The organism is Paenibacillus sp. J53TS2 (assembly GCF_018403305.1).
Taxonomy (GTDB): domain Bacteria; phylum Bacillota; class Bacilli; order Paenibacillales; family Paenibacillaceae; genus Fontibacillus; species Fontibacillus rhizolycopersici.
Map to the genome: position 1 here is coordinate 189,065 of NZ_BOSK01000007.1, position 21,212 is coordinate 210,276.

Sequence of the window (21,212 nt, forward strand, 5' to 3'; positions counted from 1 at the left end):
CTAAGTTGTTTTATCTATGAATAGTTTGCATTTTCTATCAAAAAAAACGCAGGAGCCATCTCCTGCGTTTCATCTCGTTAACCTTTCAGACGGACAGATCTATACTCCCTCCGTCGTTCGTTTCACATCGTTTCGCACAACGGACGCTGCTTCCGCCCGCCACAGTACTTTCCCCAGCGCAAGCACCAACAAGCCAAGCGCTCCGATTACTCCACCTAAATATACAAAAGTCGTCCCCGGTCCAATCCTTTCCACCAGAAGTCCACCGAACAACGGGGCTACGAACATCACAGCTCCCAAGAGAGAGGTTTGGATACCAAAGACACGGCCGACCATGGCCGATGGCGTTTCTTTTTGCAGGCAGTAATTGAAGGTTACGACCACCAATCCATTGCCGACGCCTAATCCGAATCCCAACAACAGGATGGGAACTGCCGCACTCCCCGCGGGGAGCAAGCCCAGACCGCCGACAGCTATACCTATCAACCCGTATCCGGCGCCGAATTTCCAAGCGTAACCTGCTGCCCCTCTATTCCAGCGGTTAAGCACTGCAATCACCAACACGGCCCCAATCCCCGCCGCGGCTACCATCCAACTGAGATAAGCCTCCTTCAGAGGGGCAATTTCCCGAAACAGGCTGGTGAATTGAAAATCGATCATTTGGATGGCTGTCGTCGCGACAAAACCAAACAGCAGAGTTACCATTAATACCCGGGTTTTCAGGATAAACCTTAAGCCTTCGATCCACATGGTACGCAAGGATGTATCGACAGCAGTTTCCGGAGAGGAGGAAGAACTAGCTAGATTTAGTCCTACCTTCTTGAATTCAACTTCCGCCTTTTTGATCGTGAGCAGAATCAACAATGAAGACAAACGAAAGCAAGCATTCAGCAGGATGCACCACTCTGGTGTTAATAAGGCCAGTGCAAAGCCGCCGAGCAGCGGACCGGCGATCTTGGAGCCCTGGTTGACGAAGCCATTCAACGAGGTTGCTTGAAATAGCTGGTCTTCCCGAACGATGCTGCGCGTCAACGCTTGTTGAGCGGGAATCATGAACGTTGAGAGGGTTGCTCTCAGTGTCAGCACCGGAAGCAACCAGAGCATATTCGGAGCCAGCAGAATCAGCAAGGTCAGCGCGGCTGTCAGCAAATCGCAAAGGCGCATCAACTTCAACTGGTTGATTCGGTCCGCGACCACGCCCGCAAGGGAACCGAGCAGGACACTAGGTAGAGCGTTGGTTACGGGAATCAGCGCCAGCATGAGCGGCCCGGCTTCCCAGCGGTATCCCACCAGCACCTGGATGGCCAGCATATCGAACCAATCACCAAATGTCGCCGCTGTGTAGGCTGTATAGATACGTGTGAATATCTTGTTACGAAGCAAGCTGGCAACCCCGGCTTGTACATTGCCCGTCATTTACACTCCCCCAAATAAAGCTAGTTTCGAATGACCTAAGCTCAATGTAACGGAGGAATGTCAGAGAATCATCAGAGCGATTGCACAGATCAACCTAACTCGCCGCGGATAACGGCTTCGAGCGCGTCCGACAACCGGGTTACCCCTATCCGATCCAGTTCCATGTCAAATAATGCCTTGTATTTTCGATCCAACGCTAATGGGGGAGGGAACAGGATAAAATAATTAACGATTCGGTACAAGGAAAGTAAGCGTAGCGGCACGAAGCCAGACCGTTCCAGTACAGCCAGCCCTTCATCCAGTAGTTTTTCCGCTCCCGTCCCTTCCCCTCTCCGCTGCAGCCATAATCCTTTTACCACTTTATAGCTGCCAATCTCTCTTAAAAAGGGTTTCTCGGTTAACATCCCATTTTCTATGGCATCCGCCAACTTCTCGATTTTGCGCTCCGGTGATCCTGCCACCAGATGAGCCAACAGCTCAGCGATCGCGGTTTGCGGGATGAAGTTGTCGTAACTCAACTCCGCGATGATGCGATAGCTAAGGCGTAAGCGTTCCACCGCTTTTATCGGCTCACCGGCCAGGGTATAAATATCCAGGATCGTCAGAATCTCCATCTCCCTGTGATGAGGGGGCGGCAGCAATTCCAGGGCAAACATACGCTCGCATACCGGCAAGGCACGCTCCGGACTTCCCGACAGGCAGAAGAACAGCAGCAAGTAATACAAGCGGTCCCGCAAAGGAGCATCGTTCTTATTCAAGAGCCCGTCCAGATCGCCTTGCACAAACGGGATGTATACCGCGTAGAACGGATCCAGTTTATAGCCAAGCACATCCTGCTGGCGTGCCAGCGTCAGCATCGAGCGCCCTTGGCCGTAGAGTTGATATTTGCCGAGCAGAGCTCGCATGGTCTCATGCAGCTCCGGGTCTGCTAGGGTTGGAATGGTTCCCTCCGAATGATCGGAAATCGGGAGCACCAGGTTGTAGCCTAAGCCCCGAATCGTCCTGATCTCCAGCCCGTGGATAGGCTTTAGCTTCTTGCGAAGCCGATAGATATGGTCGTCCACCGTACGCTCGACCGGGTATTCCAGCGGCCACACCTTGTCCAGCAACTGCTCTCGGCTGAATGTCCGACCGGCGTTGCGGTGCAAGAACTGAAACAGCGCGAACTCCTTCGGCAACAACTCAACCGTAAGGCCCTCTGCGGTAACTTCGTATCGTTCGCTGTTGATTTCCATATGCATCGGTGTTCCTTCCTTCCCCGCAAATGTTCCCCATATTATAACATCTACGCGCAAAAAAAGACTCCAGACGGGTGCCAGGCATCGCTGTCTGGCACCCGTCTGGAGTAAATTTCCTCGCTTTTCGTTTCTGTTAAGCCAACTCCGCTTCGATCCGCCACACGGTACCGTTGCGGATCTCTTCGGCCAGCAAACCCTCGATAGCGGAGCCGTCGACGACTTGCTCCGTCCCATCCTGCTTCTGTACCGCCAACCGACGGATTACCGCCGCATCAGAGCCGAAGGTGTCTTTCTTCTGCGGATTCCGATATACGACCTCCGTCGTACCCAAGAAGCGGAATGACACTTCACCCCGCTCGTCAAAGAGCCATCCCGGCAGGAGGGGTTGGAGCGTAAGCCGAAGCTTGCCTTCGTGTATGCGGAAGACTCGTTTCCCGGCCATCATCATCATCCACATGCTGAGGAACTCGGCGGTGGATCCGCTGAGCCGAGCGACATAACCGCGACCATGGGTATCCGGATCCGGGTTCACGCTCGTGGCGATAAAGGACGAGTTCTCCAATGTACTGCGGCCATATACGGCCGGATCGAGGAACGGAATCAACGAGGCGCGAAGCTCCGCGAAGAACTCCTCCGTCAAGCCGCTCTTGAGCAGCGCCAGCAAATACTTGTAGCTCATATGCAGGAAGACCGATTCCCGCTCCAGCCACCCCGCTGTAAAGGCGCGAATCCGTCCGATTTCATGGGTTTCCGCATCCAGACTAACCGAGGTTTTGTACATTTGAAGCCGGGTGTCGAACAGGTCGCTGCGGCGGATTTGCTCGTACGTCCGCTTAGCTTCGCCCTGATCCTCTACCGTCTTCAACCAACGGGCTGGACCTTCCAGGAAATGCGGCAGCGGCCGAACGGTAAATTTCTTCACCACCGCCTTGGGCAAGCCGTAACTGCTGATGACCGGCGCGCCTTGAGCATCCGTCACCGGCTCAAATTCCACCGCTTCGAAGGCGAAATACGTTGGCGTCACGCCGTCGCCCAGCCGGATGGCTTCCTGAATGCCGCGCTCGATTTGCTCCAACATCCGAGACGCCAGGATTCCGATCGCACTTAACGGTAGACGGACTTCCGTCCCGCTGATCCCGAAACGAATGGCTTCCCGGTACTTCTCGCGGGCAGCGGCCACCCGGTCCCAATAACCAAATGGCTCCAAACTCCCCGCCAAACGGACTTCCAGCAGGTCGCTCACTTCACCAAGCAAAGCGGCGAGCTCTTCCGGCACAGACACTTCATGGCCATCGTCGCCAGCTTCGGCACAAGCCACCTGAACGAACCGCAGAAGCCGCTTCAACTCGAACGTCTCACTCATTCCCGAGCCAAACAGTCCAGGCAGTCCGTTCATTGCATCGTTCCAGCCTGGTTTATTCGCCTCCATCTCTACGCCCATTCCGAAGGGATCCAACGTGGCGAACTTGATCAATCCCAGAGACAACAGCTTTACGAACAAGGTAGTGCGATAGATTTCTCCGTTGCCATACCCCGTTTTGAGCCAGTTGGTGCTCTTCAGCGTCAGCCCTTGCTTCGCCATCTTCTCTTCATCATGGACCAACGAGCCGTATTGGCGAACGTGACCGCCGCTCAGTACGTACTTCTCACTGCGCGGCAGTACCCGGGCCGGACTGTCGAAGAACGTGTATTCCTGCTCCCCGAACAACAACCGCTCTTTACGATCCGGGAAAATATTCAGATAACTGTCGATCAGGTCCATATTGTAGGTCCAGTGATCCGACCAATAACCTTCGCCGAAGGAAGCTTCGATTTGCTGCTCGGCGAGAGATAACACGCCGGTCAACAGCTCATTCTCCCCAACAAGAAGCTGAGCACCGCGGTTGATGATCAGCGAGATCACCTTTCCCGGGGTAAAAGAACCCAGACAAAGCGCCGCGAGTTCATCCCGGTGATCAACTACCGCCTTCTGCAGGAAGGCAGACAGCTCGTTGGCCCGCTCCGCAGGGACCCGGAACGTCGTCCCTTCTACGCCAAGCGGATTGTAACCATCGGCTTGAATCAGGCTGAAAAACGTGCGGATATTAAACGTCCCCACCCGCGGATTGAAATAGACATCGCTTCGCCGGTTTTGGTTGGCGTCACGGAAGTTGCCGTTGCCCTGTGAATAATATTCCGGGGCGATGGAGAAGAAATTGTAGTCCCGCTCCAGATCTCCGTGTTTACGGGAATACAGATGAACCACAAACCCTTCCCGGCCGTTCTCGAAGATAAACGGATATCCGCCGCGCAGGAAATTGTCCAGATAGCTTTGTCGGCAATAAGCGTCAAACAGCGGCAGGGCTGTCTTCGTAGCGATGTCAGCGGTGAGCTCGTCGGTCAGTTGACCGGCTTCCGCATTTTTACGGGCGATGTAGTCTGGGCTGGCGATATCAGCGGCTTTGGTATTCAGCCGTTCGACGCTGTCGATATGCCCGATCAAGGTATAGATGTGCCGGCTTTCTCCTGGGGCCAACTCGGCGGTCAAGGCCGAAAAACCACAAGGGACCTTGTTGGTGCAATACTGCGGCTCTGCGGTTAACGTGGACAGCGGCTGCTCGGCAAAGCGGTCCGGATAAGCCAGCGAAGTATTGTCGCCAAAAATGACGGCAAAGTCGGCGATCGTCTTCAGCAGTTTGCCGTCCTCGCCGAAGGTCAAGTAAAAATGGCCGCTTTGTACCTCGCTCACTTCAGCCTCATCATGCGTGCTGGATCGGACCCGGTAAAACGGAATCCCCTTCTCCAGATTGTCGACCTCCATCCAGCTGCGCAGAAGATTGCCGATCTCCTTATAACCGGCGTTCTCTACCCCGTACGGCAGAATCTCCGGCATGCCATCCAACATTTCCAGTTGCAGCGGTGCCCCGGAAATATTCGTGATCTCCACTTGGCGCACCAAGGCTGCATAATCGTCGTTAGGCATTTGAAAATATCGAACCTTCACCCGAAGCCCCTGTGCTTCGTTGGTTTCCTCAATCGTCAACTCATTCGCTAGAATATGCATGCGGCGAACGGCGGAAGGGTCGGGGAAGGCGCTTTGGAAGGGCTCGTAGATCCCCGTTTTTCCAGCGGCCTTGATGAACGTCCGGAAGCCCTTCATCGCTACCGATTGGTACGTAATGCTCGCCGGGGAGAATTCCATGATCGGGCTGTTTTTATCCCGGATCCCGAAACTGCAAACCGCCTGTCCCCGGTTGACGTAAAATGTCCACATCGGAATCCCCTTCAGGCCGGCAAGTCCGGGGAGGAAGCTCGAGAACGGCTTCGCCCGGTCAAATTGTTCAATGACGAACGCATTTTCCTCAAAAGCATATTTAGGCATAGGGCGTATCCCTCCGTTAAGTAAAATTAGGTTTAAGCTTGGATGATGTACGTTGCGATCGAATGGGCCGGCAGCGTTTCGCTGGCGGCTTCGCCGCCCAGTTCTAAAGCAAACGGCTGCGCTTCATCGCTTTCGTTCTGCACAACCACCGCGAAGCTGCCGTCCGGATTGCGGAACGCCGTAGCCAGCAGGGATGGAATTTCGGTATCCATTCCGATGCGAACAGCCCCAGGTTGGATATATTTACTGAAATGGCCAATGTAGTAATAAGAACTGTTGTAATGAACCGTATCGGCCTTCGTATCGGCGATAATCGGCGCGTCGCATAGGTTGCCCACATGGTTCGGGCCTCCCGTTTCGTCAAGCACTAGGTTCCAATCCAGGAAGCCTTCGTTCCAATTGTTTAGGTCACCGATGATATTGCGGCCATAACGTTCGCCGGTAAACCATGCGCCAAGCTTCACGCCGCCTTCCTGACAGCCTTCCGTAAACAGGAGGTGCTTGTCGGGGAACAGTTCATGCACTTTGCCAACGTTCTCGAACGCTTCGCTGACATACCAGTGAAAGCCGGTTCCCCAAACGTATTGGGCCGCCTCGGGATCGCTCAGGACGGCGGAGGCGCGCTCGATCATAATATCCCGGTTGTGGTCCCAGATCAGGATGTTGACGTCTGCCAGCCCTTCCTGATGCATCGTCGGCCCCAGGTGATCGCGAACGAAATCGCGCTCTTCCTCGCCGCTGTAAATACAGGAATCCCAGGTTTGCACCGCCGCCGGTTCATTCTGTACCGAGATCCCCCAGATGGGAATTCCCGCTTCGCGGTAAGCTTTAATGAACTTCGTATAGTATTTCGACCAAGCCTCGCGGTATTCCGGCTTTAGCTGGCCGCCGTGGTTCATGTCCCCGTTCGTCTTCATCCAGGCCGGCGGGCTCCAAGGAGAGGCTAGCATGGTGATGTCCTTCCCAGCCGTTTTCGCCGCATCATGAATCAGCGGAATCACCCACTTGTGATCACGGGAGATATCGAACGTCTTCAGCTCAACATCGCCGTCTTCGATGTACGTGTAGTTTTCGAGTGCGAAGTCGCAGCTATGGATGTGCACGCGACCTAAGGTATACCCCAGCCCCTCTTGCGGATCGAAATACCGGCGGATGACTTCATCTCGTTTCTGCGGACTGATCCGGGATAACGTATAAGCGGTCGCTTCCGTAAAAGCTCCGCCGAAACCCATCACCGTTTGGAAGGTTTGCTCCGGCAGGACCTTCAACCTCTGCCCCGCTCCGACACCCGCACCGGATTGAACCTCCAGTTCCCCTTGGGGCTGCAGACGGTCAGCAGAATCGCGTGAAGTGAGTACCTTTAACCATTTTGCCATCGTGAATCCTCTCCTTGAGTTTCAAAATTAGCGTCCCTGAAATCGATTACATTTCATAAAGGAACAGTGTCGGCGGAATGAGCTGAGCCATCAACTTTCGAAGTATGACGGGCATCGAAACCGGTTTCGATATCTTGTAAAAAAATAGAGGCAAGCCAGCTACAGCGATCGGCAAGACTCTCGAACGACCAGCTCCACCGGGATAACGCCCTTTTGCACGTCTTCCCCGCCTTCTATCGAATAGATTAACATGTCAGCCGCCCTGCTGCCAAGTACATATGTATTTTGTCGTACCGTCGTTAAGGCCGGCGATAAAAATTTCGCCATTTCAATGTCGTCGAAGCCGACCAACGAGATGTCCTCAGGAACGCGTAGTCCATGCCGTTTCATCGCCATCATGGCCCCGACCGCTAAATTATCGCCGGCCGCAAATACAGCCGTTGGCCGTTCGTCCGCTTTCAAGAGTTCTTCCATCGCTCTGCTGCCGCTCTCTATGGTGTAATCGTAGCTCCCTTGCACGACATGCTGCGGGTTGATCGTGAGTCCTAGCTCCTCCATCGCCTGTATATAGCCGTTTAACCGCTGTTCTCCGGCGAACGTTGGACCGCCGCCGATATGTGCGATTTTCCGGTGGCCGATGGAATGCAAATAGGATACAGCCTTCCGCACACCTTCCGCATTATCCGAGTACACGGTACTCTTGACGGTAGACTTCTGATCTAGCAGTACGCATGGGATTTTAGACTCCAGCAGCTCTTGGAAATAGGGATCGGATGCATCCGGCAAGACCACCACCACACCGTCGATGCCACGGATCTTGCAATGCTCCAGATAGCCACTTCGCTTGCCGCCGATATCCTTGGAAATAAACATCAAGTCATAACCCTTGGAGGTGGCAACTTGCTTGAAGCCCTCGATGACGCCGCCGAAATAGGGATGCAGGATACCCGCGCCGGAAGGCTCGATAAACAGCACGCCAATCATCCAAGACCGTTTGGTTGTCAGCGAACGCGCGTGAGCATTCGGCACATAACCAAGTTCATCGGCTGCGTCCAGGATTTTACGGCGCGTCTTCTCACTGACGTCGGAGTATCCGTTAAACACCTTGGATACCGTGGTCGGCGAAAAGCCGGTAAATTGCGCGATATCGTAGATCGTAATCAACATCTCATCTCCTCTGCCCCGGTCCAAGCAAGCGGCTCGTACCAGGATTCACAGGCCATTGTAGCCGCTGGTTTACCGGAAGTCAACCGGATTCTGCAAAGCGCTTGAATAACCGACCCGATGCTTGCGTCAAAAAAATCGCAAGGCCCGGGTGATTTCCCTGAACCTTGCGATTGGAGGTTGCGTTTACAGTGTCCCAACAATCAACTGAACATTTTTATCTTCGCTAAAGGGATACGGATCCAACCCATCGGCCGGAGGATAAACCCAGCTTAACCCGATCTCATACGTTCCAGGTTCGGCTGCAAAGGGCTCCCATGCCAGCGTTAAATCACTGCCCGCTGCCAACAGTGCGGCTAAAACGCCTGCTTCACCTGTCAGGTAAGCCGTTCCATTCCCGTCAACGATCCCCGAGGCAACCGGCGCACCGTTATGATAAAGTGTGACCGGTACGTCAGCATACGGAGCTTCACCGTATATCGTAGCCTTCAACGCCAGTCGATACGATGGTTGGATATTCTCACCTTTGGCGCTAAACGCATAAGTCAGTTGTTCCTCTGGAGCCAGATTTACCGATGACTCTCCGCCCGTAAGGCCGATCGTCGGCTTTTCGGACACCTTAAACTGGAACGATTGTTTGCCTAATGAAACCAGAGTATCCCCCTCACTTTGGAAAGCCTCTGCGGTAACGGTATAATTGCCGATTTGCCCCCAGTTAGCCGATATAACGGCCGGCCAACCGTCGCCTAAGGCTCCAATGCCGTAACCCGCATCCTCCTCGGAAGGAAGCCACGCCTCTCCACAGCTCGCCGCCGTCGACGTTCCGCATGCCTCTAGGTTCAGCTCGGTCGGCGGCAACGAATCATATTCGAAGTCGTAACCGATCGCGGCATATACCGCCTCCGGCACATTCGAGCTAAGCGTTACTTTGACCTTAAGCTTGTCCGACTTCGGCTCCACTCCCTCTTTTAGCGTCAGGCCGAAAGCCAAGGTGTGCTGTACACCCAACGGTACGGACGTTTCATCGGCGTACCGCCAGTTCAAAGTAAACGATGCCGGGGGTTCCGGATTTGGATTTGGATTCGGATTCGGATTTGGATTTGGATTCGATGGCGCTGAAGTCCCGCCGCTCGGCGCCGTCGGTACTGCAGGCGCCGGAGACGGAGGAGTGGAACCCCCTCGCTGGATCTTTTCTTGCTCCAGCTTCCGCTTATCGGCCAAGAATTGTTCCCGATCCTGCGGTGGGAGTTTATTCGTGAATTGCTCCTGTGCCCTGGCACGGGCTTCCTCTTGTGCCTTCCGGTTCTCCTCCTGCAGCTTTGCTTGTTGCTCTAGAATGCGTTGAATCAGTGCCTGGTGCGCATTCTGTTTCTCCAGTTGCTGTCGATTCAATTCCTCCTGCTTTTCCTTGAGCAGTTGTTCCATTTTCGCGAGTTCTGGATTTACCCCAGCCGTTGGATCCAGCGGTTGAACCTTGTCCAAATCGATTTTCCCGTTCCCTCCCAGGGAGCGGTTGGCCTCGTCAATCAACTGCTGCACTTGCCCGGAAGACAGCTTTTGTTGTTTTACGGCTTCTTGCGCCAGGTTCCCGACCAGGTTGGACAAATTCTGGCTTATCTTGTTGAGATCAGCTAACTGCTGCGCGAGATTCGGGTTTGCAGGCTGCTTAGGCGTATTCGCCTGTTCTTCAAAACTCTTTTTCGTTTGCTCGTTTTCCTGCTGAATTTTCTCAGCGTTTTTGAGCAGGCTTTCGATGACTCCGGGCGGCGCGTTTTGGATCAGGCGGGTCGGATCGACCACACTGGGTCCGCCGGGTTCACTGCCCCCAAGATAGATTTGCTGCGCTGGATAGATGATGATTGGAGGCTGCTGGTTAAGAGATCCCCCAGAAGCAGGTCTTGAACTACCTGTGCTCACCGCCCCCGCAACCACGCTTAAGCTGCTCGCTCCCGTGACCGGGTCCGTTACAACCAGAAAGTGAGTTCCTTTTACGTCCAAGGTATGATTCCCGTTCACCACCTGGAACGTATCCGGCTTCCCGTGCAAGTCGGTCACGGCAAAATAGGCCATACCGGAAAGCATCGTCAGCTTTGTTGTTTTCCCCTGCGGTCCGCCGGCCAGGCGGCTGATGTCCAGCAAGCTATACTCCCCAAGATTCACTTCATCTCCGGTATCTTTGATCCGCAGCTGCGCGCCGCCTTGACCGACGATGAGCCGATCCCCTTGCTGCAGGGTCATCCCCTCAAACGCATCATACTGTAAGCTTGATCCAGCGGGCTGAACCTTGGCCTCCCCCTGTAAGGCTACAATGACGGCGGTTCGCACGCTGATCTCTGACGCTGCAACCATAGCTGATTGGCCAATGGCCATCCAGATCAGTAACGCAGCGATCCCCCCGCATAGGTTTCTTATCCATTTGTTCATGTCCTTCACCTCCTATTTATCCCTCATGATGGCCAGTCGAGCTTCCGACAGCCAAGTGATTTCCTTATTCAACAAGGCACCGGCATCCCGCAATGGGATATACACTTTGCCGCCGCTGACATAAGGAGCGGCAGCCAAAGTGAACTGTGATACCTCTCCCGTCGAGCTGTCGGTAACCGTCACTTCAGAATTTCCGGTACTTAAAGATAAGGATCGCCCCTCTCCTTGGATGACAATGCCCCCCGCTGAATTTAAGGCGATAGTGTAACCTGCGGCCTCCGCGAGAAGACGAAGGGGAACATCCAATCGACCTTGCTTGAGAATGAGTTGCTCCTCCCTTGCCAACCAGCGTTGCTCGAACAATAATGCCGGTCCCTTAAAGTCCACAGCTGAATCTGGTAACCGATAGGGATGCAGCATACGGACTTGCCGATTCATCGCGTCAGCTACCCAAACTTCACCGGTATCCCCATCAACCACAACATCCACCGGCAATGAAAGGTGCGCGTTAGCCTCCGTATGCCCCGTGTTGCCCGGCGCTCCATCCCGGTTGCCGACCAGCGTCGAGACTGTCTGATGTTGAAGCAACCGGATCGCATGATTCAAGGAGTCGGCGATCAGCAACCCTTCTTTCGTCCAGGCGAGACCGGCTGGCCCATTAAACCGCGCTGCCGCCGCATCGCCATCCTGATAACCACCAGCTGCCAGCAGAGCCTGCTCCGATGCCGAATTCATTGATTCGGGCACTTTACCGGCCACCGTCGTTACCGTCTTCGTTGTAAAATCGATATAGCGAATGAGATGATTCCCGCGATCGCTGACATACAGATTCCCTTGATCATCTAGGGCCAATCCGGACGGTTCGTTAAACCGTGCCTGCGTCAAACGGCCGTCAAGGTAATCCCCTGCAAGAACGACGAGTCCCGGATACACCTCGACGACGCGTTCCGAAGTTGCGTTCAGCGTGGTGACCTCACCGTCCGGGGTGATTCTGCGTATGGCATGATTCAGCGTATCCGCCACGTAAACCGTCCCGTCTCCGGTGACCGCGATATCCTGAGGCGAGTGAAACCGGGCTTTATCCCCTTTGCCGTCTCGAAACCCTAAGATACCGTCACCGGCCAGGGTATGCACCTGCCCGTCCGAGGTGATCTTTCGAATGGCATGATTGCCCGCATCTGCAACATAGATATTCCCGGATGCGTCCATTGCCAGCCCTGATGGAGCCCGGAACGCAGATTCCCCTAATGGACCGTCAAGGAACCCGCCGATCGGTTCATTCCATTCATCCAGCTTTGCCGGGAAAGGAAGACCCGCAAAAGTGCTCACGACCCCGTCTTTGATTTGCCGGATCACCTGATTGGCCGTATCGGCCACCAATAAACTTCCGTCAGGTAATCGCAGAAGACCTCCGGGAGTTCGAAAATCAGCCTCCCCCAATGCTCCTTCCGTCCACCCTGCTTGTCCTGTCCCGGCATAAACGTCCACCTGCAGCAAAGGTCTGCCGGCATCGTTGACAAGTCCGCCGGACCAAGCCGCCGAAGCTGGCGTTTGTACAGCGACAACACCACTCAACCCGAGAAGGGCTGCCAGCAGCAACCTCCCTTTAAGTTTCATGTACCTTTTATTTTGCAATCGACTCTCCCCTTATCCTTTAGTTCCTGAACAGCCCGACAAATTCTCCAACAACCAACTATGATATTTATCACACAGTTATAATATCGGAAATTTCTTCCTCTGTATAATATTTTACAGTCGAATTCCGAGGTTTTTTTGGGGTACACTTTTGGAGATTCGCAATTTCCAGGAAAGGAGACCGTTCGTCATGGACGTATTAGATGACAGAACCTCTGCCGACTTCGAATATGAGCGGTACGAGCTACTTAAGGAGTATCGCCCCGAGAACGACATCCCCAGCGATGATCTGCTGCCTCACGATACACGGGTCGCTCAAGGAATCAGTGAGGAAGAGACCGCGGCAGTAGGACAAGAGGCTCCGCTTCCCGATGTGCCGGATGCGGACGTGATCCAGAAAGACAGTCCCATTGATCCTGTCGCTCCCGATCCGGATGTCATGTACGGTACCGATTTGCTCAACGGTTTTGACGGTGACGAAACCGAATAGATCCTTACGAAAAAAAGAAGCCTCCCGCGCCCGATTGCGCGGAAGGCTTTTCAAATTGAAAACCATTAGTCCTTATACACTTTAAACTTACCAACCAGGGTTTGCAGTTGCTCAGCCAGCCGGCTTAAATCGGCCGAGGACGAAGCGATCTCTTCCACGGAAGCAAGCTGTTCCTCCGCTGCGGCCGATATCGTTTGCGTGTTGCCGGCCGTCTCCTCGGAGAGCTGGCGAATTCGTTCGATCGCCTCTCGTGCCGTTCCGGTTTCTTCCGTCACTTCCTGCATGGTCCCGGCAGCCGTTTCAATCGCACCCGCCGCTTCCACGACCGAACGGCTAATGGCAACAAACGATTGACCGGATAAATCAACGGCCTCCCTACCTTCCGACACTTTGGACTGAACGTCTTCCATCGTGGTCGCCGCCCGATTCATTTCTCCCCGGATCTGAGCGATTAAATCGCGGATTTGGTCTGCGGATTGCCCAGAGCCCTCTGCCAGCTTCCGAATCTCGCCGGCAACTACCGCGAATCCGCGCCCTTCCTCGCCGGCTCGGGACGCCTCGATCGCCGCGTTCAACGACAACATGTTCGTCTTCTGAGCGACCCCTGCCATCAATGCGGCAATGCCGCCGATTTGCTCTGCACGCTGATGCAGCGAACGGATCACGGATGCCAACTCCGCAACGGTCTCTTCGACACCGCGGATCTTCTCTTCAGCGCCAGCCACCAGTTCTGTACCTTGCTGGGCGGAGTCCGCCGTCCCCGACATCGTCCGGGTAATGAGCTGCATGTTGCCGGAAACGTATTCCACTTGCCGGGCCATCGCATCCACGCTGGCTGCACCGCTTTCCACACTGTTCAGCTGCTGCTCGCTACCGACAGCAACATCCTGGATGGCCACCGTCACGTGTTCGATCGCTTTCGTCGTCTGTTCGGATCCGGCGGATAGCTGCTCGGCCGATGCCGAGACATTCTCGGTCATTTCTCGAACCCCTTCGATCATCACTCGCAAATTATCGACCATCAGCTGGAAATTAGCGGCCAGTTCGCCGATTTCATCGCGCTTGAAGCCATCCAGCTTCTCCGTTAGATCGCCTTGACCGAGGATCGCGGTAGCTCGCTTTAATCTGCGGATCGGAACGAGGATCGAACGGATATTAAAGATGATTAGAATGGCTCCTCCAGCTATCGACAGCAATACTACAAAGATCGCGGTATTGCGGATTTTCACCGTTTCGCGCGACACCTCGCTTTGACTCATCGTCCCACCGATCCGCCAACCGGTTAATTCATTCTTGTGGATCGCCATCTTATATTTCTGGCCGTTCATGACGTAATCAAACGTTCCTCCGTCCTCCGCAAACATCTGGGACACGTAACTGTCTTTCGCCTCTTCGCCGACGCCGCCTGCCGGATTTACGACCGTCTTCTTGGTATTGTCGAGAATCAGGATATATCCCTCTTCTCCCACTTTCATGTTCGTCATTTTCGAAATGCCGGATAAGTTCAAGTCGAGGGCAATGACTCCCTTTCCATCCTTAAGTATCTTAGAAATGGAAACGACCGGACTTCCGTCAACGGACAAATAAACCGGGGAAACGACCGCATTGGGGGTCTTCAGCGCCTGCACATACCAATCCCGTACTCTCGGGTCGAAGTCAGGCGGCAGTTCCTGGTCCACCCCAAGCAATGTTCCCCCTTTACTTGTGCCGACATAAATATTTAACACATCCTTATGTAAGGCCAGGTATTGATTCAGTCGGTTTTTCACCGCCGTTCCCCCCGACGCTAACTCCGCATCGACTGTCGGCGTGTCCAATTGGCCGGCAAAATAATCCAGATCGGACGTCATGTTCTCAAAATTGCTTGTAATCACCGTATCTGCGGTGTCCACACTCTCTTGCGCACTGGACATCAGTTCCGCTTCAATCCCGTTGCTCGCCGTCAAATAGGTCGTACCGGCGATAATCAGGCTGGGAATCAGCAAAACAGCGGCAAACGAAAAAATAAGCTTTTGACGAATGGAAAATGAAAATTTACGAAGCATGATAGTCCTCCCCAATAATGTTTACCCTCACGGAAAACGGTAGATGCTTTTTTGAATCGTCTCTTCATAAAACAGGTCCGCGGCACGATACACTCGGTTTCGGCCCGCTTCCTTCGCTTGATAGAGCGCCTGATCCGCCTTGACGATCAGCTCCTCCTCATGTTCGTTGGGGTACGTCGCACTCCCCGCCGAAATGGTCAGCCTAAGCTCGCCTCCATCCGGTAGAAGGAAAACGTGGTTCTCCACGTTACTGCGCAAGCGCTCGGCAATCATCTTGATCTGTTCGGCATCGCAACGATCGACCAGGATCACGAACTCCTCTCCGCCCTTACGAGCAATGTGATCGCCTGGCCGGAACGTTTCCCTCATGACATCGGCGATCTGCAGCAGGACCGCGTCACCTGCCAGGTGGCCGTACCTATCGTTAACCTGCTTGAAATGGTCGATGTCGACGAAGAGCAGAGTGAACGGAATTTTGTCGCGCTGGGCGGCGGCGATCTTATGCTCCATTTTTACTTCGAACGCTCGGGAATTGTATAGGCTCGTCAAAAAGTCGCGGTTCGCCGCTTCCCTCATCATGCGTATGGAATCGTCCTTATTGCGCAAATAACGAAGCATGGAAAACGTAAACATCCCAGCAAGTATGAACAGAGGAAAATAGAGCCCAATCGCCTTGAATGGAAGTCCATTGCTTAGAATCGAAATTAGGATCACGGTACTCGAAGCGCTTAGAGCTAAAGTGAGGATCAGGCGCTCCATCGTCGTTTTCCGCCCGCGCAGGAACATGAGTCCGATCAGAAACGTCACGGGCGCATTGATCGCGGCAATCACGGAATGCATCCCGAAACCATACAGGAACAGCAAACGGTAGATCGCGATAAATAAGGTGGTGATGACGCCCGAAATCCCCCCTCCCATGTAGACAGAAATCAAGATTGGCAGTTGTCTGAAATCGGCCACGGCATGCCCGGAGATAGGGAAGTTGTAATACATCAGCACCACGCCCAGCAATCCCAGCGAGATGCCAAGAAGAATTCGGGTACACAGCGCCGTCTCCAGGCGGTCGGGCATTTTGTTCTTGATCATATATCCAAAAAAGATCACCGTCGTTAGCAGCGTAAAATTGTTGAATAAGCTTTGCAGCATCGAATGTCCCTCTCTGATGTATGGTGCAATGGTAAGTAGTGCTAGCATAACATAATAGAAGGGCAAAAATAAGATATTTTTGCTAATTTTCGATTATATTCGACATATTGTGACATGTTATGTCGAACGTCCTGTCGAATCGATTTCTCTGCCCTCCCAACGTGATATAATGGCGTCAGATTCATGAAAGGGTGACGGTGATGGACAGCGCGGCTGCGTTCCAAGGAGAGGAGCCTGTACGGGTATGCCTATTGGCGGGAAAAATCATGCTGCAAAGCGGTGCGGAAACGTACCGTGTGGAAGATACGATGACCCGAATGGCCGATGCGCTGGGGCTCTCCGGCTCGCATAGTTATGTGACGCCGACGGGGATCGTCTTTCAATCGGGCGACGCGGAATCAGCCAAGTTGATCCGTATCGTGGAGCGGACAACCGATCTGCAGAAGGTATCCGCGGTGAACGATATTTCCCGGAAGCTGGGCAGCGGAAATTTGACGGCCGCCGAGGCGTATGCCTTGCTGCTCGGGATCGAGACGGTAAAGCACGCTTATCCGATGCCGCTGCAAATCGCGGCTGCAGCCTTGTCGAGCGGCTGCTTCACGCTGATGTTCCGCGGGTCATTAACCGATTTTTTGCCCGGCTTGATGTGCGGCGGCTTGGGGTTTGCCGCATACTTGCTTTTCCACCGGCTGGTGAAGGTGAAATTCTTCGCTGAATTTACTGCGGCGCTGCTGATCGGGCTGCTCGCTTTAGGTTTCGTGCAAATCAGCTTGGGCCGGGAGCTGGATAAGATCATTATCGGTTCCGTGATGCCCCTGGTGCCGGGTCTTCTGATTACGAATGCGGTCAGGGACTTGATGGCAGGTCATCTCGTATCCGGGTTGTCGCGCGGGGCGGAAGCCTTTCTCACCGCCTTTGCCATCGGAGCCGGGATCGCCGTCGTATTTACCGTGATATAACTAGAGCCAGAAGGAGACGAAGCGATCCCATGTATCTATTCGTTCATCTGCTTGCCAGCTTCATTGCTTCAGGAGCCTTTGGCATCCTCTTTAATGCCCCGAAACGTACGTTGCTTCAATGCGGCCTGTCCGGTATGGTCGGCTGGATGGTCTACATCCTGCTGGAGTCGCAGATGGGAGGCGTATTTGCGACCGTTGCTGCGACTTTTCTGGTTGGTGCCCTAAGCCAGCTGTTTGCCCGGATCTACAAGAAACCCGTCATTATCTTTAGTGTGGCCGGCATCATTCCATTGGTCCCCGGCGGTCTGGCGTATGACGCCATGCGTCGATTCGTGGAGAACCAATACGACTTGGCTGTCGAGCTCGCCGCCAAAGCTTTTCTTCTATCCGGTTCGATCGCAATCGGTCTCGTTTTGTCCGAAGTGCTGGGCCAGCTCCTGATTCGTCGTGTTCCGCGGCGGCGTCTGCGCAGGCGGGCGGACAAATAAGAAATCGGCGCCGACCGCTTAATGCGGCAGCGCCGATTTCATCCAGAACGAGTTCATATATACAAGCTCAAATCCGCATTTCAACATGTTCCCATGGCTGGCCGTAGCAAACTCGACATCGGTATAAACCCGATTCAGTCCTCGTTCCGACGCCATTCGCAGCCGGTGATAGATCAATGCCGTTTGCACGCCTCTGCTCCGATGATCCGGGAAGGTAAAGTCGTTGGCTAAATACCCGGTATCGCCGCGAATAAATAAAGATCCCATCCCTGCAGGCTCTCCGCCGACGTAGGCGACGAAATTGTGAAAATCGTCCCGGTAAAAATAGCGACTTTTCGACTGTACCCTTACCTCATCCAGCTCGGTACCATCACCGCCACGCGACAGCTCAATCAATCGGATAAAAGAAACAGCCTCGTGCTCGTCAGAGACGCGGGAGATCTCGATTTCTGCGCGGGAGGGCGGCCTTCCCGTTTGACCTACCTCCAAGTCTTCCCCAAAGCGTTCATGCTTGAGAAAAGCGAGCTGCAGCCTCGGTATGAACCCCTGCATTGCCAAAGCCTCCGCCACCTCGCTGGTTTGCCGGTCCGGGCTCATATCAAAGCATGGGTCGATGCCTGCTGCCGCATAATGTTCGAGGATTGCGGATAGCCGCTCCAAATCCGACGGTCCAAAGCCGATCACCCGATTATAATAGCTCGACTGCGGGGACAGCTCGTCCGTCAGCAGCGTCGTCTCACCGGTTTGTGTTACCGTCAGGCGGGATTCCGCCAAATACAAGGAACGCTCATGATTGAATTGAGTCAGTTCCCTCTCCAGGTTAATCATCCGCTCCACATCGCCAAGGACGAGATGATCTTGCTTTGAGGTTTTTTTCATGGCTTTCGCTCCTTTTCTGTACTTCATTCAATGATTGTATCTTCACGAGTCTCGCTTCATCCTGTTATGCATTGTAACACACCTGGTTGCTTCGGCATTTTGCGTCTTCAATGCTTCGGCGGACGTGATATAATAACAAGCGACTGCCTGCCTGCGGGTATCCATATATGCGAATGAGAAAGAAGTGAACAACAAGAGATGATCGGCGATATTATTTTGGACGTCGTTTTGCCCATTTTTGTTTTGATTGGACTAGGCGCACTCATGCAGCGCGCCTTTAAGCTTGATTTGTACACACTGGCCAAGATCAATTTCTACTTCGTGACGCCCGCGGTCGTATTCGTCAGCATGTACGAATCGGAAATGTCGGCGGAACTGCTGGGCAGCGTTACGGGATTTTACGTTTTGTACGTCCTGCTGCTCTATGGGGTCAGCTTGTTCGTCAGCCGGCGCCTGAAGTTTGGACCGGGCATGCGGGCCGCCTTCACCAACAGTCTGATCCTCGACAACTCCGGCAATTATGGACTACCGATCAATCAATTAGCCTTTAAGGGAGATCCGTTGGCCGCCTCGGTTCAAGCGCTGGTCATGACCTTTCAGAGCTTAGTCACGTTCACTTACGGAGTGATGTCCGTTTCGCGGGCTAAATCCGGCGGCACGCTGAAAGCTGCCCTGATCGGATTTCTGAAGATGCCCGTGCCTTACGCCTTGGTGTTAGGGATGGCGCTGCACATGCTCAAGTGGCCGCTTCCTTATTTCGTAGCAAAACCGCTAGGTTATATCGCCGACTCGATGGTCGCCATCGCTTTGCTGACGCTAGGCGCTCAAATCATCAAATATCCACTGCGTCTCGACCGAATCGATGTTTACGTCAGCGTAGCCCTGCGCCTGCTGATCGGACCGGCCATCGGGTTCGCGTTGGTCTGGGCGCTTGGCCTTAAGGGAATCCCAGCTCAAGCCCTGCTGATCGCATCCGGCATGCCTACCGGCGTGAACAGCACGATTCTTGCTGAAGAATACGACAATGAACCGGATTTCGCTTCGCAAACCGTACTGATCTCCACGCTGCTAAACATTATCACGATGACAGCCCTGATCTCCATATCCCAATACGTTGGATAACACCAAAGAACCTTCCGCGAAATGAAGCGGAAGGTTCTTGTTTTGCGACGCGATTAATCGCCTTGCTGCAGCGCGGCTTCGTGCTCTTTCACGAATTGTTCCGGTGTCACCGCTTTGCCGAACAGGGCCTGAATCATGTTCAGGTGTGTTTGCGCCGCGTTCCATTTCATTTGCACGTCGGCAAACAGCGTCAGGTTGCTGGCGTGGTTCAACTCATCCAGTAAATCGATGTAGAGCTGCGGCAAGTCCGAGGACGACGTGTCCACCTTTGTCGCCGGAATAACCCCTGCCGTGCTAACCGACTCGGCACCCCACTTGCTGATGAAATACTCCACGAATTGCTTCGCTTCGTCTTTGACTTTAGAGTTTTCTGCGACGAATAGGCCAACGCCAGGCCCGCCCACCCAACTATTAATGTCGCCTTTGCCGCCAGCGAAGGTCGGGAATTTAAAGAAGCCGACTTTGTCTTTGAACTCCTGGGGCACGTCCGGGTTGCTCGTGAAGTTAGGAACCTCCCAAGTGCCCGCCAGGAACATGGCCGCTTGTTCACGCATAAACACGGATTTGCCTTCTTCATTGGACAAACCGTTAAAACCTTTGTTAAACGCGTTCATATCCACCAGCCTTTGAATTTCGGCAGCCGCTTGAATTAACGCCGGATCCTCGAATGTGCCGGAACGGTCGATCGCCTTCTTCAACGTTTCCGGTCCGCCGAGGCGGTCAGCCAGGTACATATACCAAATCGATCCCGTCCAGCGGTCTCTGTTCCCCAGTGCGACGGGGGTTACTCCTTTGCTGTTCAGCGTACGGACCACGTTCAAAAATTGATCGTAGGTTTGCGGCACTTCCAAATGGTATTCTTTAAAAATGGCTTTATTATAATATATCGGCGAAATGTTCAGCTCGATCGGCAAGCCGTAGGTTCTCCCTTGTACAGCGTAAGCGTCGGTTGCGCCCGGAACGAATTGATCCTTTAAACCACGGTCCAGCAAATCGTCCAGCGGAGCGAACAGGTCGCCTTTCACGTAAGGATCCATGAAGCCGGCAGCCCAAGTGACACCTACGTCGGGAAGCTCGTTCGCGGCGGACAAAATTTTCAATTTATTCTTATATTGCTCGTTCTCCATCACTTCCTGTTGAATCGTTACATTCGGATGTTCGGAATGATACTGGTCGATGATTTCATTCACCAGCTTATTTTGCTGCGGAGAAGCGCCCACTGGCCACAGATGCATAAATTGAATCGTCACCTGCTCGCCCGCTGCCGATGCCGCTTGGCCTTCCGTCGTGCCGCCGCCCGCTGTCTTATCCCCTGTGCAGCCTGCGAGTCCTAACAGCAGGAGCAGCGAAATCAACACAATGGACGTAGTTTTATGATTGGACATGCCTTTATCCCCCTAGATATCACGGTTCTTCTTGTAACCGTTTCATCCTAAGTTTATCACGTTGATGATTCCGCTTCCATCTCC

General features: G+C 53.8%; 15 protein-coding genes. 4 read left to right on the plus strand and 11 right to left on the minus strand.

Translation table 11 applies throughout. The features are described 5' to 3' along the window. Nucleotides 1-99 precede the first annotated feature (99 nt). The 7 genes from KJS42_RS16570 to KJS42_RS16600 form a co-directional block, all read right to left on the minus strand. On the minus strand, nucleotides 100-1,416 hold the full coding sequence (locus tag KJS42_RS16570) for an MFS transporter (protein WP_213623496.1): 1,317 nt from the start codon (nucleotides 1,414-1,416) through the stop codon (nucleotides 100-102). An 89-nt stretch (nucleotides 1,417-1,505) separates the two neighbouring features. Next, nucleotides 1,506-2,657, minus strand: coding sequence for a winged helix-turn-helix domain-containing protein (locus KJS42_RS23300; RefSeq protein ID WP_213623497.1), 1,152 nt, complete (start codon nucleotides 2,655-2,657; stop codon nucleotides 1,506-1,508). A gap of 130 nt (nucleotides 2,658-2,787) precedes the next feature. Continuing rightward, on the minus strand, nucleotides 2,788-6,015 hold the full coding sequence (locus KJS42_RS16580) for a cellobiose phosphorylase (RefSeq protein ID WP_213623498.1): 3,228 nt from the start codon (nucleotides 6,013-6,015) through the stop codon (nucleotides 2,788-2,790). Nucleotides 6,016-6,047: 32 nt separating this feature from the next. After that, entirely contained in the window at nucleotides 6,048-7,391 is a 1,344-nt protein-coding gene (locus KJS42_RS16585; RefSeq protein WP_193415580.1) for a glycoside hydrolase family 30 protein, read from the minus strand. 159 nt (nucleotides 7,392-7,550) lie between these two features. Next, complete coding sequence (locus KJS42_RS16590; protein ID WP_213623538.1) at nucleotides 7,551-8,555, minus strand: LacI family DNA-binding transcriptional regulator; 1,005 nt, start codon at nucleotides 8,553-8,555, stop codon at nucleotides 7,551-7,553. 186 nt (nucleotides 8,556-8,741) lie between these two features. Then, nucleotides 8,742-10,979 carry a FecR family protein gene (locus KJS42_RS16595; protein ID WP_213623499.1) on the minus strand — a complete coding sequence of 746 codons (2,238 nt, stop codon included), beginning with the start codon at nucleotides 10,977-10,979 and terminating at the stop codon, nucleotides 8,742-8,744. A 12-nt stretch (nucleotides 10,980-10,991) separates the two neighbouring features. Next, on the minus strand, nucleotides 10,992-12,614 hold the full coding sequence (locus KJS42_RS16600; protein ID WP_213623500.1) for a stalk domain-containing protein: 1,623 nt from the start codon (nucleotides 12,612-12,614) through the stop codon (nucleotides 10,992-10,994). A gap of 190 nt (nucleotides 12,615-12,804) precedes the next feature. Here KJS42_RS16600 and KJS42_RS16605 point away from each other — a divergent pair, with 190 nt between their 5' ends. After that, the gene (locus KJS42_RS16605) at nucleotides 12,805-13,104 is read left to right on the plus strand and encodes a hypothetical protein (protein WP_213623501.1); all 300 of its coding nucleotides are present in this window, start codon (nucleotides 12,805-12,807) and stop codon (nucleotides 13,102-13,104) included. A gap of 65 nt (nucleotides 13,105-13,169) precedes the next feature. On the opposite strand, the gene KJS42_RS16610 is transcribed toward KJS42_RS16605, so the two are convergent. Both KJS42_RS16610 and KJS42_RS16615 read right to left on the minus strand, forming a co-directional pair. Beyond that, the gene (locus KJS42_RS16610) at nucleotides 13,170-15,149 is read right to left on the minus strand and encodes a methyl-accepting chemotaxis protein (RefSeq protein ID WP_213623502.1); all 1,980 of its coding nucleotides are present in this window, start codon (nucleotides 15,147-15,149) and stop codon (nucleotides 13,170-13,172) included. Between the two features lie 27 nt (nucleotides 15,150-15,176). Beyond that, nucleotides 15,177-16,295 (minus strand): GGDEF domain-containing protein, encoded by a 1,119-nt coding sequence (locus tag KJS42_RS16615; protein ID WP_213623503.1) that lies wholly within the window; start codon nucleotides 16,293-16,295, stop codon nucleotides 15,177-15,179. A gap of 200 nt (nucleotides 16,296-16,495) precedes the next feature. On the opposite strand from KJS42_RS16615, the gene KJS42_RS16620 reads away from it, so the two are divergent. Both KJS42_RS16620 and KJS42_RS16625 read left to right on the plus strand, forming a co-directional pair. Further along, nucleotides 16,496-17,254 carry a threonine/serine exporter family protein gene (locus KJS42_RS16620; protein ID WP_213623504.1) on the plus strand — a complete coding sequence of 253 codons (759 nt, stop codon included), beginning with the start codon at nucleotides 16,496-16,498 and terminating at the stop codon, nucleotides 17,252-17,254. Next, entirely contained in the window at nucleotides 17,239-17,742 is a 504-nt protein-coding gene (locus KJS42_RS16625) for a threonine/serine exporter family protein (protein WP_244868530.1), read from the plus strand. Before KJS42_RS16620 ends, KJS42_RS16625 begins: the two co-directional genes overlap by 16 nt. 18 nt (nucleotides 17,743-17,760) lie before the next feature. Here the strand turns inward: KJS42_RS16625 and KJS42_RS16630 are convergent, their stop codons facing one another. Further along, on the minus strand, nucleotides 17,761-18,621 hold the full coding sequence (locus tag KJS42_RS16630; protein ID WP_213623505.1) for a GNAT family N-acetyltransferase: 861 nt from the start codon (nucleotides 18,619-18,621) through the stop codon (nucleotides 17,761-17,763). A gap of 198 nt (nucleotides 18,622-18,819) precedes the next feature. Here KJS42_RS16630 and KJS42_RS16635 point away from each other — a divergent pair, with 198 nt between their 5' ends. Next, complete coding sequence (locus KJS42_RS16635) at nucleotides 18,820-19,743, plus strand: AEC family transporter (protein ID WP_155606395.1); 924 nt, start codon at nucleotides 18,820-18,822, stop codon at nucleotides 19,741-19,743. 53 nt (nucleotides 19,744-19,796) lie between these two features. Here KJS42_RS16635 and KJS42_RS16640 read toward each other — a convergent pair whose 3' ends face one another. Further along, entirely contained in the window at nucleotides 19,797-21,128 is a 1,332-nt protein-coding gene (locus KJS42_RS16640; RefSeq protein ID WP_155606394.1) for an extracellular solute-binding protein, read from the minus strand. Nucleotides 21,129-21,212 lie beyond the last annotated feature (84 nt).